Genomic DNA, 15,645 nt, shown 5'->3' with positions numbered 1-15,645 from the left:
AAACCGACCTGCTGGTGACCCGATACCCTATTGCTCGACAGCAGCGCCAAGCGAGTCGAGCACGTCGAAGAAGTCAGGGAAGGACACGTCAACGTGTTCTGCGCCGGTCACCGTCGTTTCGCCGTCGGCGACGAGGCCGGCGACGGCCAGCGACATGATGATGCGGTGGTCCGCACGGCCTTCCACGGTTGTGCCGACGAGGTCGCTGTCAGCGCCGTAAACGAACAGTTCGTCCTGGTGTTCTTCGACCTCCGCGCCCATCTTCGTGAGTTCCTCGGCCATCGCGCTCACGCGGTCAGTCTCCTTGTACCGGACGTGCTCGGCGTCGGTAATCCGGGTGACGCCGTCGGCAGCGGCCCCAAGCGTCGCGATGGTCGGCAGGAGGTCCGGCGTGTCTTCGACGCCGACCTCGATACCAGTCAGTTCGGACTGTGAAACGGTGATTTCGCCGTGTTCCTCGTCCCAGTCGAGGTCGGCCCCCATCCGGTCGAGGATGTCAACGATGGCGGCGTCACCTTGCGCGCTCGGGAACGCCGACGTGACCTGCAGGCCGTCCTCGGCGGCGAGCGCGCCGGCCGCGAGCAGGTAGCTCATCGACGAGAAGTCCCCGGGGACGTTGTAATCGCCGCCGTCGGGGACGTAGGTCTGGCCGCCGTCGACGGTGAAGCCAGCGTCGGTTTTCTCGGCGTCGACGCCGAACGCGTCCAGCACCTCCAGCGTGATGTCGACGTACGGTGACGACTTCAGCTCGGTCGTCAGGTCGATGTCGATGCCGTCCGGTGAGACGGCTCCGGCCATCAACAACGCAGTGATGTACTGTGAGGACACGTCGCCGGGGATTTCGACTGCCCCGCCGTCGATGCCGCCGCCGACGACCAGCGGGGCCTGCCCGTTGCGGCGGGTCGACTCGGCGTCGCCATTCAGCTGTCCGATAGCATCGAGTAGCGGCCCCTGCGGGCGCGACCGGAGGGACTCGTCGCCGGTCAGCACCGCGAGGTCGTCCTGCAGCGCGGCCGTGGCGGTGACCAGTCGCATCGTCGTCCCGCTGTTGGCACAGTCGATCACGTCGTCCGGCGTCTCCGGCCGGCCGTCGAAGCCCGTCACTTCGACCGTCGACTCGTCCTCAGCCAGCGAAACACTGCCGCCGTAGGCTTCGACGGCTCGCATTGTGGCCTTCGTGTCTGCGCTCACGAGCGGGTCGTGGACCACTGCGCCGTCCGCGTAGCCCGCGGCCAGCACCGCCCGGTGGGTGTAACTCTTCGACGGCGGTGCCTGTGCCGTCCCCTCGACCGTCGACTCGGCAATCGTGATGTCCATGCCCGGTCGGTAGCGGGCGTTCGACAAGAGACTACCGCTCCCACCCCACTGCGGTGAGAGCAACGACCTTGTGGCTGGCAGCGGTACCACCGCTATGGTCCCAGCGATGGACAGCGCGACCGCTGTCGTCACGGGTGCGAGTAGAGGTATCGGCGAGCAGATAGCTCACGCGGTAGCGGGTGCAGGCGCACATACGGTCATCTGTGCCCGCGACGCCGAGGCGCTTGAGCGGGTCGAAGCTGATATCCGGGACGCTGGTGGCTCCGTGACCGCGATTCGCACGGACGTACGTGATGAGTACGACGTTGAACGGCTGGTCGAAACTGCCATGCGGGAAGGAGGCGCAATACAGTACGTTGTCGCCAACGCCGGCGTCTACCACGGCACCGCCGGCGAGACGCCGCTCACCGAGGAATCCTACACTGCCTTTGACGACCATATCCGGACGAACGCCCGCGGCGTGTTCTCGACGATCCGGGAAGCCGTTCCGCACCTCGGCCCGGATGCCCGAATCGTCGTCCCGACGGGTGTCGTCGCCCGCGAGGGAATGCCCGGCTACGGCTCCTACGCGGTTTCGAAAGCTGCCGCAGAGGCTATTGCTCGCGGATTCGCGGCCGACCTCGATACGCCGGTCGGCGCAGTCGACCCCGGACAGGTCGCGACGGACCTCTCCGGTGACGGCGGGCGCGACCCAGTGTCAGTCGCCGAAATGGTTCTCTGGGCGCTCCGCGATGCAGACCCGTCAGCGCTGGACGGCGGTGTCCTTGACTGGGGCGACTATCGGTCGGCGACCCGGTAACCGCCATCGATGGGTTTATTGGCAACAGGCCGGTGAATGTAGATAATGTCTATTAATTCAATCTCAGTATTTAATAACTCTGGGCGGGTGTCCGCCGCCGGTATCGCAAGTGTCGTCGGTCTGGCGGTCCTGTCAGCCGTCGCCGTCACCGGTGGGGCTATGAAAGTCCTCGTTATCTCCTGGGTCGCGTTCGCAGCAATGGCACTGGGCGCGTGGCTCGGTGCACGGGCCGACGAGACGAACCCCTACCGACTGGTCTGGGGCTACGGCCTCGCGAGCGGCGCGATGGTCACGTCGGCGGCCATGTTCCTCGTCCCGCAGGCGATGGGACTGGGCGGTCAGGCCGGCGCAGCACGAATCGGCGGTGTCGGCATCGCCGCCGGACTGGTCACCGGCTACGGCACCCACACTATCGGTCATCGACTGACCCACATCGAGACGTCCTTCGACATGACCACGATCGCTATCGCCGCCCACGCGCTCTCGGCCGGACTGGTCATCGGCTTGGTCTACGCTTCGATGCCGGACCTGGGTATCCTGCTCGGCCTCGCCATCGTCTCGCACAAAGGGCCGGCCGGCTACGCCGCCGCCCGGCGGCTCGGACGTAGCGACAAGTCCGCCACGGCGCTGTTGCTCCCCGCGGCTGGCGTTGGTCTGACGGCGATCCCATCCGCGCTGCTTCCAGTTCCGGAGTCAGCGTTTCTCAACGCGGTCATCTTCGGGTTCGCCGCTGGCATCTTCCTCCACGTTGCAATGGACTTCCTGCCGAACTGCGAAGCCGGCAGCGAGATCGATGAGGTCTGTGAACTCCACGACCACTCTCACGACCTGCTCGACGAACTCCGGACGCACGCCGTCGGGTCAACAGTAGTCGGCGCGGCCATCATTGTGCTGGCGTGGGTCGCCATCTGAACGCGTGGTTGTCGTCACCGCACGGGCATTGTCACGGCGATACTTGTCCCGTCACCATCGGTTTGAATGTCGATATCGCCACCGACGTAGCTGATAAGCCAGTACGCGAACCACAGCCCTAGCCCGGACCCGTGTTCGAGCGGCTTTTCCTCCGCCGCTTCGATGACCCGGCGCTCCTGGTCCGGAACGCCCGGCCCGTTGTCCGACACCGTCACTGTCGCTGTCGTGTCGTGGCGCTCCGCCCGAATGGTCACTCGCGGTGCCGACGCGTCAGAGTGCTTGATACCGTTCTCGATGAGTTCCTGCAACGCCGGGACAACCTTTGCATCTATCGTCGACGACGTGACGTCGCTTTCGACGATGAACTCGGCGTCGGGATATGCTGCGGCCAGCCCGTCTGTGATATCACTGAGGACGGCTTCGAGTTCGCGCTCGACATCGTCGGTAACTGAGTCCGCGAGCAGTTCCTGCACGTGGTGGGCTTTCTCGCTAATATCGAGCAGGGACTGAACGTTCCCTTTGATCGTCTCAAGATGAGCAAGCGCGTCCTCGTCGTCGACTAGCTCTGAGAGAATATCTGCACGTCCGCTGATCGTCGTTCCGTTGTTCCGGAGATTGTGGCGGAGAATCCGGTGAAACACGGTGAGCTGTTGCTCGCGCAGTCGACGCCCGGTGATTTCGTTCTGAATCCCGACGAACCCCTGTATCGTCCCGTCTGCGTCCTGAATCGGGGCGATGGTCTGATTGAGGATGAACCGCTCGCCGGACTTGCGCTCGTTTACAATCTCGCTCGTCCAGACCTCGCCGCGACAGATTGTGTCCCAGAGCCGCTCGTAGAACTGTTCGCCCTGCTCACCGGATTTGAGTATCCGCGGCGTCCGACCGATCGCTTCCTCAGCGCTGAATCCGGTGAGTTCCTCGAACGCCGGGTTAACGTACTCGATGATACCGTTCGTGTTCGTTATCAGAATCGCATGCCCCGCGTGCTCGACAGCGTTTCTGAACCGCCGGAGTTCGTTGTTTTGCTCCCTGAGGTTTTCGGCGAGGTCTTCGGTGTGGCTGCGCCGCGCGAGGAGGTTCGCGATAGTCCGAAAGAGCGCCTGCGTATCCACCGGCGCTGCCACAATATCGTTTACGACGAGTGGCTGTTCCGCAGCGTCGATATCGGGGAGGTCAATCCTGACCGGGGTCTCCTCACGACGGACCAGAATCACGGGGCAAAACACCGGATCTGCCCGGTGTTTGTACTGTTCTATCGCTGCTCTGTATTTCGGAAACGACGACTCGTCGACGATGTGGAGGTCGGCCTCCCGGAACTCGCCGTCCGTGATCGGCGTGTGGTGTTCGGCGACGACGGAGGCGAGCGCGTCCCGGTTGCCATCGCCGGCCAGCAGCAACTGGATGTCAGCCATCGGTGGTTAGTGAGTGGACGACTGATTGTTGCCGTCGCCATGCTGTTCAGGGACGCCCTCAAACACGCCGTGCATTCCTGAGACGGGGTCGCCGACCTGTAGGCCGTCGGCGGTTATCTCGAACCGGCGAGGCACGGTTTCGAACCCGCCGACGCGCTTTTTTAGTGCGCCGACAACACGCTGGAGTTCGCCCGCAACCTCGATGTAGTTCTGGAAGACGATGTTGTCAGCGAGGTAGCTGACGTTCTCGCTCGTCGGCTCGTGCAGCCCGGTCACGTCTCTGCGCTGGTCGATCAGGATTACAGCCGTGTTCCCGCGCGTGAGCTGCTGTGTCAGGGCGTGGAGCCGCCGACGCAGTTCCACGTCGTCTTGGCCACGCTTGATCGCGTTCTTGTAGCCCGCGATGCCGTCGATAACTACGAGTTCGGCCCCACGCTCCTCGGCCTGGGTCTTGACGCGGTTTGCGAACTCCTCGGGCGACAGCGCCAGCGATTCGACCTCCTCAACGAGAAGTGTTCCCTCGTCACGTAACTCCGAGAGCGGTATCCCGAACGTCTCACAGCGGTGGCTGAACGTGTCGATTGACTCATCGAACAGGTACGCGAGCGCCGGGGACCCGTCTGCCGCTGCGGAAGCCAGAAACTCCGTCGCTGTCGTCGACTTGCCGACACCGGAGGGGCCGCTAAGAATGGTTACTGTTCCGCGTTCGAGTCCGCCATCGAGGAGCGAATCCAGTTCCGGAACCCCGGCGGAAAACTGCGTGGGGTCGAACGACCGCGTCCGCTGTTCCGGTTCGAGCGCCGGATACACTTCGACGCCGGAGTCGCGGATCTCCATCCCATGTGAGCCGTCCTGCTGGCCGATGCCGCGGTGCTTGCGCAGTCGAATCCGCCGACCTGCCTTCTCGTCGCCGTAGCTGAGCGAGATGATGCCGTCGCTGAGCGACCTGAGTTGCGTGTCCATCTGATTGCTCGGTGTCTTGGTCGCCAGCACGGTCGTCTCCCTGTCCTGCAGGAAGCGCGCGAAGGAGATGACGCGCTTGCGAAACTGGTACTCGGTCGGTTCGAGATACTGGAAATGCGTGATGGGGTCGATGAGAACGCGGTCCGGGTCAACCCGCTCGATAGCCTCGCGGATATCCGAAATCAGGTGCCCGTCTTCAACGTCTCGTGGCTTGACCACGTCGTACGACTCAGCCTCCTTGAAGAACTCCGAGTCGGGACCGACATCGAGAAACGTCGCGTCGCTGATATCGATGCCGAGTTCGGCAGTGTTCGCCCGCAGATCGGACGCAGATTCCTCCGCATGAATGAACAGCACGTCGTCGCCGGCTTCGAGTCCTGCTTCGAGAAACTGCGTGCCAAGCAGTGTTTTGCCGGTTCCGGGCGGCCCGATAACGAGATAGAGCCGCCCTTCCACCAGTCCGCCTCTGAGAAGCGAATCAAGACCGGAGATACCGCTAGAAAGCTGCGTGAACTGCCGCTCGGAAGAGGACATAGAAGGAGTATCGGACGGGGAGTAATAAGCATCTCGTGAGAAACCAACGTGTGATAACGACGGAGCCAGCGAGTTGTCGGCTGATTTGCCTCCGCGGTATCGATTACTGATATCTATTTGCCGTCGAGCAACTGCCCGGCAAGAATCGGCACGAACGTCCGCAATCCACCTTTTTTAGCTCGGGTGTACCTCCTGTGGTCGCGCACCACTCCCAAAAAACGTGGGCGAAAAAGCCGACCACTCGCTCCGCTCGTGGTCGTACTAGTCCTATTCGAGCAACTGTTCGGCCAGAATCGGGACAAACGTCCGCAATCCACCTTTTTTACCCTCGGGTGTGCTCCCTGTGGTCGCACACCGCTCGGTAAAAACGTGGGCGAAAAGCGACCACTCGCGTCGCTCGTGGTCGTCCTATTCTTCACTAAGCAACTGCTCCGCCAGAATCGGAACAAAGGTGCCGATATCGGTGACCATCCCGACTGCCTGTGCAGAGCCGCGGTCGAGGAGTTGCGTCACCGTCGCGGGGTTGATATCGACGCAGACGACCCGCGTTGTCGAGGGGAGACAGTTCCCGACGGCGACCGAGTGTAGCAACGTCGAGAGCATCAGTACCATGTCGGCTTCGTGGGCCTGCTCTCGGATTGCGTTCTGGGCCTCGACGGCGTCGGTGATCGTGTCCGGCAGCGGGCCGTCGTCGCGGATAGAGCCCGCAAGCACGAACGGTCGGTCGTTGTCGATACACTCGTACATGACGCCAGACTCGATGGTTCCGGACTCGACGGCCTCCTCGATGCCGCCCTCGCGGATGACCTCGCTGATAGTGTAGATGTGGTGTTTGTGGCCGTGGCGGGGGTGGTCAAGGCTCTCGGTGTCCATCCCGAGCGAGGTGCCGTAGATATCTCGCTCGATGTCGTGGACGGCGAAGCCGTTGCCGGCCGAGAGCATATCAACGTAGCCCTCCCGGACGAGGCGAGCGAGGTCTTCACGCGCGCCGGAGTGGATGAGCGCCGGCCCACAGACCGCCATCACCTTGCCGCCTTCCTTTTTTGTCTCCTCGATTGCGTTCGCGATCTTGCGGATGGTCGACTCAGAGGGTCGCTCCGATGAGACGCCGCCCTGCATGAAGCCGAACGCGCCGCCGGAGTCACGGGGCCGCTCCGGCGGCTGGACCTTGATGCCCGTTTCGTCGGTGACGACCATGTCGCCCTCTTCGATGGCGTTGAGAACTTTCGTGTAGGCTCGGGGGCCGTCTCGCGGCGTTTCGTCGCCGCCGCTCGACTGTTCCGAGGCGCGTTGCGCCTCGCTGGCGTCACCGTCCTCGACAACCACGGCGCAATCCATCTCCACGTCCTCGACTTCGATCCACTCGCCGTCGTGACGGATGAACGTCGGGTGGTTCGTCGTCGAATAAAAGCCATGTGGGACGACCTGGTCGTCGGGCGCGGGGACGAGCGTGGCGTCTTTCGGGTCGGACGGATTGACACCGTGCTGATGGAGTTCGTGGACAATCGACTGTAGCTGGGCCTCGTCGTCGGCCTCGACGAGCATTCGGGCGTAGGACTCCTCGTCTTTGTGGCGGCCGATATCGAACTTCTGGACGGAAAAGGAGCCGCCCAGGTCCATGATGATGCCGAAACAGGACTGCATCATCCCGGAGTCGATGATGTGGCCTTCTAGCTCGACTTCGCGAGAGACGGTCATGGCCAAGACATGGAGGCAGGTGTGTAAGACGGTTTTGGGTCTGCGCGACCCCGGTGGCCCGGCTACTGCCCGTCGACGTGTCGTTGCACAGCCCACGACCCCCCTTCACCAGTCTCACACAGGCGCTCAAAGAACCGCTGTAGTCCGTCGGACTCTGTGGTTGGCAGGACGTGCAATCGCACCGTTCCGTCGCGGACCGCGACGCGGAACACGTCGGTTGTTTCCTCGTCGCGGACCAGCCACAGCGGCATCGGCAGGTCGTGGAAATCACCGTAGCGGTACGGCCCAGCCGCAAGAATGTCGACGACTGTCTCGGCGAGGTCCGGCGTCGCCTGCTCCTGTTCCGGGATGAGTCGGAACTCCGTCCCGCCCTCGTATTCGACCCCGCTCCCGTGGGGAAAGCGCCGCTGTGGGTGGGCTGGGATGCTGAACGAGGGGTCCGTGGTCATCTGTCACGTAGTTGGGCGCTTTCGGATTTAAATTCGCGGGCCGTGCAGGGCTCGGTAGTATATTCTCCCCTGCGACTGTGGCGACCCGACGCGGTCTGGGGTCTAGCATGGCCGGCGGCGAACTAAAGTCATGAGAGTGAATTGTCTTACGAGTGAGGAATCAGTATGCGCGTTAGTCTGGCGGTGGTAGACCGTCTCGTCGCGAACGGCATCGATACCGTCTTCGGAATCCCGGGGAAGCAATCCCTCCCGCTGAACGAGGCCATCGGCAACCGGGACGACATCCGCTTTGTCGTGGCACGACACGAAACGGCGGTCTCACATCAGGCCTGGGGCTATGCAGAAACGAGCGGGGAGATAGCGAGCACTGTTGTCGTCCCCGGCCCGGGCGATATGAACGCGATGAACGGCCTGAAAAACGCGCTGAACGACTGCACGCCGCTGGTGCATTTCGCCATTGAAACCGAGCCTGCGCTCCGGGGCGGTGATGCGATCCACGAAACCCCACCGGACACCTACGACAACGTCGTCAAAGAGAACATATTACTGAAAAACCCCGAAACGACAGCGGCGACAATCGACCGGGCAGTACAGATCGCGCAAACACCCCCGAAAGGGCCGGTTAGAGTCGGGCTCCCCAAGAATTACTTGCAGATGGACGTCCCGCTCGCCGGTGCAAGCACACCGTCGGCTCCGAGTTCAAATACTGTCCCGGAACAAGAAGTTTCGACAGCCGCCGAGCATCTGCTTGCGGCCGAGCGGCCCCTTATTCTGGCCGGCGGTGGTGTGCGAGCGTCGGGCGGGACGGCGGCGCTCCGAAGCCTCGCGGAGCGACTCAACGCGCCTGTCGTAACGACGTACAAGGGCAAGGGCGTGTTCCCCGAGGATCACGACCTCAGTGCCGGCGTGTTGGCCGGCAGCGCGAGCCCAGAGCTACTGGACTGTCTCGCCGATTCCGACGCTGTGCTGGCCGTCGGCTCTGACCTCGACGCACACGGGACACGCGGGTGGTCGGTCGAACTGCCTGAGACACTCATTCAGGTCACCATTGACGCTGACGACCTCGGCACGGGCTATGACCCGACTGTCGGCATCCTCGCAGATGCCGCGGACGCGATGACGGCGATTGAGAACAGAATCGCGGCGGCTGACACCGCTCCCGCCTCGAAGACGGACGGGGCCGAACGCGCACAGGCTGTCCGTGACGCCACAGCGCGTCGAATCGAACCGCTCGTGGATTCGGAACCGCCGCTGACCTCCGTCCATGTGCTGCAAGTCCTTCGAGACGCACTCCCTTCGGATGCCATCACAGCTGTCGACGCCGGGGGGTTCCGCGTCTGGGCGCTGAACACGTTTGCGGCGTACGGCCCACGCAGCTACGTCAACCCCGGGTCGTGGGCGACGATGGGCACCGGACTACCGTCTGCGATTGGGGCACAGCTAGCGAATCCGGACACACCGGTCGTTGCACTGACCGGTGATGGTGGCCTCATGATGTGCGTCCACGAGCTTCATACTGCGGTCGCTGAGAATCTCCCAATTACCGTCGTCGTCCTCAACAACGATGATTACGCGATTATCAGCGAGGAGGCGGGGCGCAGCTACGACCTCGATCATCAGGCGTACGGATGGGACAGGACGCCGATCGATTTCGGGACTGTCGCTGCCGGGATGGGGATGGAAGCCACGCAGGCTGACACGCCGTCCGAAATCCGCACGGCGGTTCACGAAGCAGTCCAGACCGACGCGCCGACACTCGTCGAGGTCAGGACCGACCCGGCGGAGCCACAGGCAAGCGAGTGGATGCGCGAGTAGTGGATTTATCCAGCGGGAACGCCAACCACAGGTTATGTGTGGCCGCTACAGTTTGTTCTCCCCTCGCGAGGAAATTGAGACGCGGTTCGACGCCGAGTTTTCCTTCGACTACGAGTCCCGATACAACGCCGCTCCGAGTCAGGACCTGCCGGTCATCACCGACAAGTCACCGGGCACAATCCAGCGAATGGAGTGGGGCCTGATTCCGACCTGGGCCGACAGCCGAACGGACCACGGGCATATCAACGCCCGCGCTGAGACCTTGGCCGAGAAACGGTCGTTCGCCGAGGCGTACGAGTCTCGACGCTGTCTGGTCCCTGCTGATGGGTTCTACGAGTGGGTTGAGACGAGCGGCGGCAAGCAACCGTACCGCGTGGCGCTGCCGGACGACGACCTGTTCGCGATGGCGGGACTATACGAGCGGTGGAAGCCGCCACAGCGACAGACTGGGCTGGGAGAGTTCGGTGCAAGCGGCGGTGATTCGGGCGGAGAAGACAATATCGTCGAGTCATTCACGATTGTGACGACCGAACCGAACGAGGCCGTTGCCGACCTCCATCACCGGATGGCCGTCATTCTGGACCCCTCAGAGGAGTCAACGTGGCTTCGCGGCAGCGCCGACGACGTGGCCACACTACTTGACCCGTACGACGGGTCTATGCAGACCTATCCAGTTTCGTCAGCGGTCAACAGCCCTGCCAACGACTCGCCAGAACTCATCGAACCGGTGGGATAGCAACGGCGTTACTCGCTCGGCGTGTTCTGGCGCTTGAACTGGTGCAGCATCTTCCAGAGCGTGTCTTCGTCGACCTGATCTTCGGCGGCGGATAGCTGACGGTACAGGCCCTCAGAGACGGTAATCTCAGGCATTACTGAAACGATTGGCTGGAGACAACATAAGCTTCTGGAGACTCGGAATCGAGTGAATGTATTCGACCCACAGTATTCTGGGTGCTCTGTTACGGGGGCCAATCGTCTTCTCCCGGTGTATGCAGTCGTACGCACAGCGAGACGACGACGGCACTGTCCCAGCCAGCGTGACCGACCTCATCGGCGACACGCCGCTGGTCTGTCTCGACAGCTTCGCAGGCAATCTGCTCGGGAAGGTCGAAGCGGCCAACCCCTACTCGGTGAAGGACCGCATCGCGCTGTACATGGTCGAGGCGGCCGCCGAGTCCGGGGATCTCACCGACGACGGGACGGTCGTCGAAGCGACCAGCGGCAACACCGGTATCGGGCTGGCCGCTGTCTGCGCTACACGGGGCTACGACTGCGTGCTGACGATGCCTGAATCGATGAGCGAGGAGCGCCGGCAGTTGCTCTCGGGGCTTGGCGCGGACCTCGAACTCACACCGGCCGACGGCGGGATGAGCGGCGCAATCGAGCGCGCGAACGAACTGGCTGACGCGCCGGGCACTGTTCGTGCCCGGCAGTTCGAGAACGAGGCGAACCCGCGCGCCCACCGTGAGACGACCGGTCCAGAGATCTGGGCCGATACCGACGGCGACGTGGACGCGGTCGTCGCCGGTGTCGGGACCGGCGGCACGATCACCGGCATCTCGGAGTACATCAAGGAAAAGGTCGGCGCGGACCTCACTTCAGTCGCTGTTGAGCCTGAACAGTCCAAACTGCTCTCGGCGGCTGACCCGGACAGCCACGACATTCAGGGCATCGGGCCCGGGTTCGTGCCGGACATTCTCCGGCGTGACCTCATCGACGAAGTGCGGACCGCGAGTAAGGCGGAATCCGTGGCAGCGTCCCAGCGCCTTGCCAGCCAGGCAGGGATTATGGTCGGCATCTCATCGGGAGCGGCGCTGCACGCGGCCGCGGAGTACGCCACCGAACACTCCGAGGAAACGGTGGTCGTCGTCCTGCCAGACACCGGCGAACGATATCTCTCGACGGACCTCTGGAAATAAGGAAGAAACGTAGCCGCGCCGCGGAAAACAGGCTTCAGGCGACTCGACCGAACGCCAGCGTGCCGCTGATGCTCTCGATGTAGGCTTCGACGACCTGGCCTTCGCGCGCTCCGGAAACGAAAATGGTGTACTTCCCTTTCTCGGCGACGCCGTCGCCCTCGCGGCCAGTGCCGGTAATCTTGACCTCGTAGGTCTCGCCCTCTTCGAGCGTGGGTCGGTCCTGCTGCGTGTTCGAACTCGCACCCTTGGCGACCGGGCGGAACGCACCACAGGCCTGACAGCGCAGCATGTCGACGCCGTCCTCGTTTTTGAGGACGGTGTCAGGCAGGCCACACTCGGAACAGGTGACGTACTCGGCGATGTACGCGTCAATAGCGGCCTCGAAATCACTGGTGTCGAACGAGCCGTTGTAGCGGGCTTCGCCGCCGTCGAACTGACCGTTGGTCCCGAACTCGCGCTGGATGGCCCGGTGGAGGTGCTGTGCATCCCGTGAGACGGCGTCAGCGATCGCCTCTAAGTTTGTTAGGCGTGTGAACGCCCCGTCTGTCTGGCCTTCCGGGTCCGGAATCGAGAGCCGTTCACCGGCCTCCCGGGGCTGGTCTGGTAGCACGTCGTACGCACGCTGTAGAGCGGACTCGTAGTTCATACATTTTAGACGGTGCTGGCACGTAAATGGATTCCGTCACATCTGTGACTAACTACTGGCCAATGATATTAATACTGGGAGTGGATAATTGGTTGACATGGACCAGCACGAGCAGCCTGCAGAGACATCGGGATTACCGTCCGAGCGACTTGATACGCTGCTACGGGCGCTGGCAGCCGAGCCTCGGCGGATGATATACATATACCTCGCCGAACACGATTCGGCCACAGTCACGGAACTCACTGATGTGGTCGTGGGCTGGGTCAAAGCACGTGGACGGGACGCCGACGCCTGCAACTGGGACGATACCCGCACTGCGCTCCACCACCGCCACCTTCCCGTTCTCGATGACGCTGGCATCGTTACCTACGATGCTGACCAGCAGACCGCAACGCTGGCATCGCTGCCGCCGTCGACGACCGAGATTCTTGCGACAATAACCGATCTGGACAGCGCTGAGGCAGACCACGAACACTAACGATGGGCCGATGACAGTCAGCACGCTCCTCCGACGGTTTGAGGGTTCGGACGTAGCGATGACTGTGTACGGCCCGCCCGCAGCGACGGTTGTGGTCGAGCGTCTGGCAAGCCAAGGAATCGACGCCATCTGGCGGAAACTCCCGACCGGCCATCAGGATGCGTTCGTCGTCATCCGTCGGGACAGCGCGTTCGCAGAGACAGTCCCGCTCACCGCGCTGCAGGCGTTCCTGTGTACGCCGGCGATCGGTTCCGACGACAGCGGACCGCCTGACAGTGACCCGGGTCGACAGCTGCTCTACTCGGCGCTCGCGAACACGCTCCTCTCGTCGCTCACGCCGGCACAGTTGCTTGAAACGTCTCGCGAGTTCGAGGACAGGGCCTACCGCGTCGGGAACGGAACCCTTCGAGTGAGCTTCCAGTCGCTGTCGATTTTCCGCTCTCAGCGCGCCCGATACGAGACGCTTGCCAGCGACACGGCCCTCGACATCCACGTGTACGGACAGGCGGACTGGGAGCCGCCGACGATTCCCGGAATCACGTTTCACCCACTCACAGACACCGCCCTCGAACAGGTGTGGTTGCTGGCGTTCGACGCCGCCGGTGACGACCAGAACAAGTGTGCACTCGTTGCTGAGGAAACTGCTGACGGGCCGTTCCGGGGCCTCTGGACGTACAGCCCGCGACTGGTCGACGAAATTATGGCAGCGGTTGTGGCTGTCGAGGAGTAGCCGGCGAAGTCGCGTCGATTTGAAAGACAACACAGCGGATGCTATCCCGGACACAACAGCGGAGCCAAAACCACGAGCCCATCAACGTTTGAGTAGTGCCCCGACAGGCCGAGAGCGTTCCCGGAGCGTCCCCTACTCGAGGTGGTGGTAGTCAAGCTCGTAGCCGACATCGACCGCCTCGCTGACTGCGTCGCTCGGTTCTGCGACACCACGGGTCGTCAGTTCGAGTCCTGTGTCACCCTGGTCCACGAGGATGTTCCGCCGCCAGTCGGGGTCTACGTCGGGCGCATCGGTGCGGTAGTGTGCGCCGCGGGACTCATCGCGCTTGCGCGCACCCAGTAGCAGCGCTTCGGCCACCGTGAGGCTGAACGAGAGGTCGACAGCGAGTTCGAACGACAGGCTGGTCCGGTCGCCGTCAACATGCATGTTCCCCGTCCGCTCGCGGAGGTTTCGGAGCTTCTCCAGCCCTGCCGACACCGACTCGTCAGTGCGGAGGATGCCAGCATGCTCCCACAGCAGGTCGCCGAGGTCCGCGAGGAGCTGTTCGGGCGTCTCGTCGCCGTCCGATGCCTCTAGTTCCCGCAGCGACTGGAACTCACGCTCAGCGATAGCACGCTGCCCGTCCGGCAGGGCCCCGTTGCGGTCGTCGCCTGTCACCTGCGTTGCGACGTGGTCGCCGACGAGCGCGCCGATGGCGACCGTCTCCGCGAGCGAGTTCCCGCCGAGTCGGTTCGCACCGTGCACGCCTGCGACCGTCTCGCCGACGGCATAGAGCCCACCGACGCCGGTTTCGCCGCTCTCGAAATCGATGTCGACGCCGCCCATCGAGTAGTGGGCAGTCGGTGCGACTTCCATCGGCTTCTCGGTGATGTCAACGCCGAGATCCATGAACCGCTCGTACATCCGCGGGAGCCGCGATTTAATGTATTCGTCCTCGCGGTGGGAAATGTCCAGATAGACGCCGCCGTTCTCCGTTCCGCGGCCTTCACGGAGTTCTTGCGCGATGGCGCGGGCCACCACGTCCCGCGCGTCGAGTTCCATCTGGTCCGGTGAGTACTCCTCCATGAACCGCTCGCCATCAGCGTTGAGTAGTCGACCGCCCTCGCCGCGGACCGCCTCGGTGACGAGTCGGCCGTCCCAGTCCTCGCCGTAGCGGTCGCCGACCATCCCCGTTGGGTGGAACTGAACGAACTCCATATCCATCAGCGACGCGCCGGCTTCGAGCGCCAGCGCCGGGCCGTCGCCGTTGTTCTCCTCATCACGCGAGGAATGGCGGTTGTACAGGGCAGAGGAGCCACCCGCTGCCAGAACGATGTGGTCCGACTCGAAGAGGATGAACTCGCCGCTCTCCATGTCGTAGCCGGCCGCGCCGTAGACCTGATCGCCGTCCGAGAGCAGGCGGGTAATCATCACGTTGTCGCGGTAGGGAATCCCGAGACTCTGTGCCTTGTCGACGAGCGTATCCAGCATCGCCTCGCCTGTCCGGTCGCCGACGAAGCAGGTCCGACGGAACGACTGCGCGCCGAAGTACCGTTGATTGATTTTCCCGTCTTCGGTACGGTCAAACGGCATCCCCCAGTCGTCAAGCTCCCGGATTCGGTCGGGCATATGCTTGGCCGTCAGTTCGACCGCTTTTGGGTCGTTGATGAAATGCCCCTCGTCCAGCGTGTCTGCCGCGTGGATGGTCCAGTCGTCCTCGGGATCGAGCGACCCCAGCGAGGCGTTAATGCCGCCGGCTGCCCACGTCGTGTGCGCGTCGCCGTGGTCCCGTTTACCGATGACCAGCGGCTCGACACCGTTCTCGGCAAGTCCAATTGCGACCCGCGCCCCGGCAGCGCCAGCGCCGACGACCAGCACTGGGACCGACACCGTCTCGTAGTCGACTGCCGGACCCGCGTCGCTCGCCCGACCGTCGGCAGCCTGCTCGCCGTCAGCGGATGGCTTCTGTGGTGTCATCAACTAAAGTAGGGGCT

15 protein-coding genes are annotated in these 15,645 nt (G+C 63.3%); 7 read left to right on the top strand and 8 right to left on the bottom strand.

Annotated elements, in window-relative coordinates; genetic code table 11:
* Positions 1-27: 27 nt before the first annotated feature.
* On the bottom strand, positions 28-1,317 hold the full coding sequence (aroA, locus tag G9463_RS02735) for a 3-phosphoshikimate 1-carboxyvinyltransferase (RefSeq protein ID WP_165895905.1): 1,290 nt from the start codon (positions 1,315-1,317) through the stop codon (positions 28-30).
* A 94-nt stretch (positions 1,318-1,411) separates the two neighbouring features.
* Between aroA and G9463_RS02730 the strand changes: the two genes are divergently transcribed.
* Together G9463_RS02730 and G9463_RS02725 are read left to right on the top strand one after the other, a co-directional pair.
* Positions 1,412-2,116 (top strand): SDR family NAD(P)-dependent oxidoreductase, encoded by a 705-nt coding sequence (locus G9463_RS02730; RefSeq protein WP_011222835.1) that lies wholly within the window; start codon positions 1,412-1,414, stop codon positions 2,114-2,116.
* A 45-nt stretch (positions 2,117-2,161) separates the two neighbouring features.
* Positions 2,162-3,028 carry a ZIP family metal transporter gene (locus G9463_RS02725; protein WP_165895904.1) on the top strand — a complete coding sequence of 289 codons (867 nt, stop codon included), beginning with the start codon at positions 2,162-2,164 and terminating at the stop codon, positions 3,026-3,028.
* Positions 3,029-3,042: 14 nt separating this feature from the next.
* On the opposite strand, the gene G9463_RS02720 is transcribed toward G9463_RS02725, so the two are convergent.
* The 4 genes from G9463_RS02720 to G9463_RS02705 all read right to left on the bottom strand — a co-directional run bounded on the left by G9463_RS02720 (position 3,043) and on the right by G9463_RS02705 (position 8,084).
* Entirely contained in the window at positions 3,043-4,440 is a 1,398-nt protein-coding gene (locus G9463_RS02720; RefSeq protein WP_127013504.1) for a PAS domain S-box protein, read from the bottom strand.
* Between the two features lie 6 nt (positions 4,441-4,446).
* Positions 4,447-5,937: an ATPase domain-containing protein gene (locus tag G9463_RS02715; RefSeq protein ID WP_165895903.1), complete on the bottom strand. Its 1,491-nt coding sequence runs from the start codon at positions 5,935-5,937 to the stop codon at positions 4,447-4,449.
* 408 nt (positions 5,938-6,345) lie between these two features.
* A complete protein-coding gene (locus tag G9463_RS02710) occupies positions 6,346-7,635 on the bottom strand; it encodes a hypothetical protein (RefSeq protein ID WP_004963165.1) in 1,290 nt (429 codons plus the stop codon).
* Between the two features lie 62 nt (positions 7,636-7,697).
* Positions 7,698-8,084: a hypothetical protein gene (locus G9463_RS02705; RefSeq protein WP_007188278.1), complete on the bottom strand. Its 387-nt coding sequence runs from the start codon at positions 8,082-8,084 to the stop codon at positions 7,698-7,700.
* 165 nt (positions 8,085-8,249) lie between these two features.
* Here G9463_RS02705 and G9463_RS02700 point away from each other — a divergent pair, with 165 nt between their 5' ends.
* Together G9463_RS02700 and G9463_RS02695 are read left to right on the top strand one after the other, a co-directional pair.
* A complete protein-coding gene (locus G9463_RS02700) occupies positions 8,250-9,899 on the top strand; it encodes a thiamine pyrophosphate-binding protein (RefSeq protein ID WP_165895902.1) in 1,650 nt (549 codons plus the stop codon).
* A gap of 34 nt (positions 9,900-9,933) precedes the next feature.
* Complete coding sequence (locus G9463_RS02695; RefSeq protein ID WP_165895901.1) at positions 9,934-10,635, top strand: SOS response-associated peptidase; 702 nt, start codon at positions 9,934-9,936, stop codon at positions 10,633-10,635.
* A gap of 8 nt (positions 10,636-10,643) precedes the next feature.
* Here the strand turns inward: G9463_RS02695 and G9463_RS24250 are convergent, their stop codons facing one another.
* A complete protein-coding gene (locus G9463_RS24250; protein ID WP_004963153.1) occupies positions 10,644-10,769 on the bottom strand; it encodes a hypothetical protein in 126 nt (41 codons plus the stop codon).
* 119 nt (positions 10,770-10,888) lie between these two features.
* Here G9463_RS24250 and cysK point away from each other — a divergent pair, with 119 nt between their 5' ends.
* A complete protein-coding gene (gene cysK / locus G9463_RS02690) occupies positions 10,889-11,818 on the top strand; it encodes a cysteine synthase A (protein ID WP_165895900.1) in 930 nt (309 codons plus the stop codon).
* Between the two features lie 34 nt (positions 11,819-11,852).
* On the opposite strand, the gene G9463_RS02685 is transcribed toward cysK, so the two are convergent.
* The gene (locus G9463_RS02685) at positions 11,853-12,464 is read right to left on the bottom strand and encodes a translation initiation factor IF-2 subunit beta (protein WP_004963147.1); all 612 of its coding nucleotides are present in this window, start codon (positions 12,462-12,464) and stop codon (positions 11,853-11,855) included.
* A 97-nt stretch (positions 12,465-12,561) separates the two neighbouring features.
* Between G9463_RS02685 and G9463_RS02680 the strand changes: the two genes are divergently transcribed.
* Together G9463_RS02680 and G9463_RS02675 are read left to right on the top strand one after the other, a co-directional pair.
* Positions 12,562-12,942: a helix-turn-helix transcriptional regulator gene (locus tag G9463_RS02680; protein ID WP_165895899.1), complete on the top strand. Its 381-nt coding sequence runs from the start codon at positions 12,562-12,564 to the stop codon at positions 12,940-12,942.
* A gap of 10 nt (positions 12,943-12,952) precedes the next feature.
* On the top strand, positions 12,953-13,672 hold the full coding sequence (locus G9463_RS02675; RefSeq protein ID WP_165895898.1) for a DICT sensory domain-containing protein: 720 nt from the start codon (positions 12,953-12,955) through the stop codon (positions 13,670-13,672).
* 132 nt (positions 13,673-13,804) lie between these two features.
* On the opposite strand, the gene G9463_RS02670 is transcribed toward G9463_RS02675, so the two are convergent.
* Positions 13,805-15,628: an L-aspartate oxidase gene (locus tag G9463_RS02670; protein ID WP_007188284.1), complete on the bottom strand. Its 1,824-nt coding sequence runs from the start codon at positions 15,626-15,628 to the stop codon at positions 13,805-13,807.
* Positions 15,629-15,645 lie beyond the last annotated feature (17 nt).

This window comes from Haloarcula sp. JP-Z28, from assembly GCF_011440255.1.
GTDB lineage: Archaea > Halobacteriota > Halobacteria > Halobacteriales > Haloarculaceae > Haloarcula > Haloarcula marismortui.
Note: the sequence above shows the minus strand (reverse complement) of the source record. Positions and strands in the feature narration are given on the sequence as shown.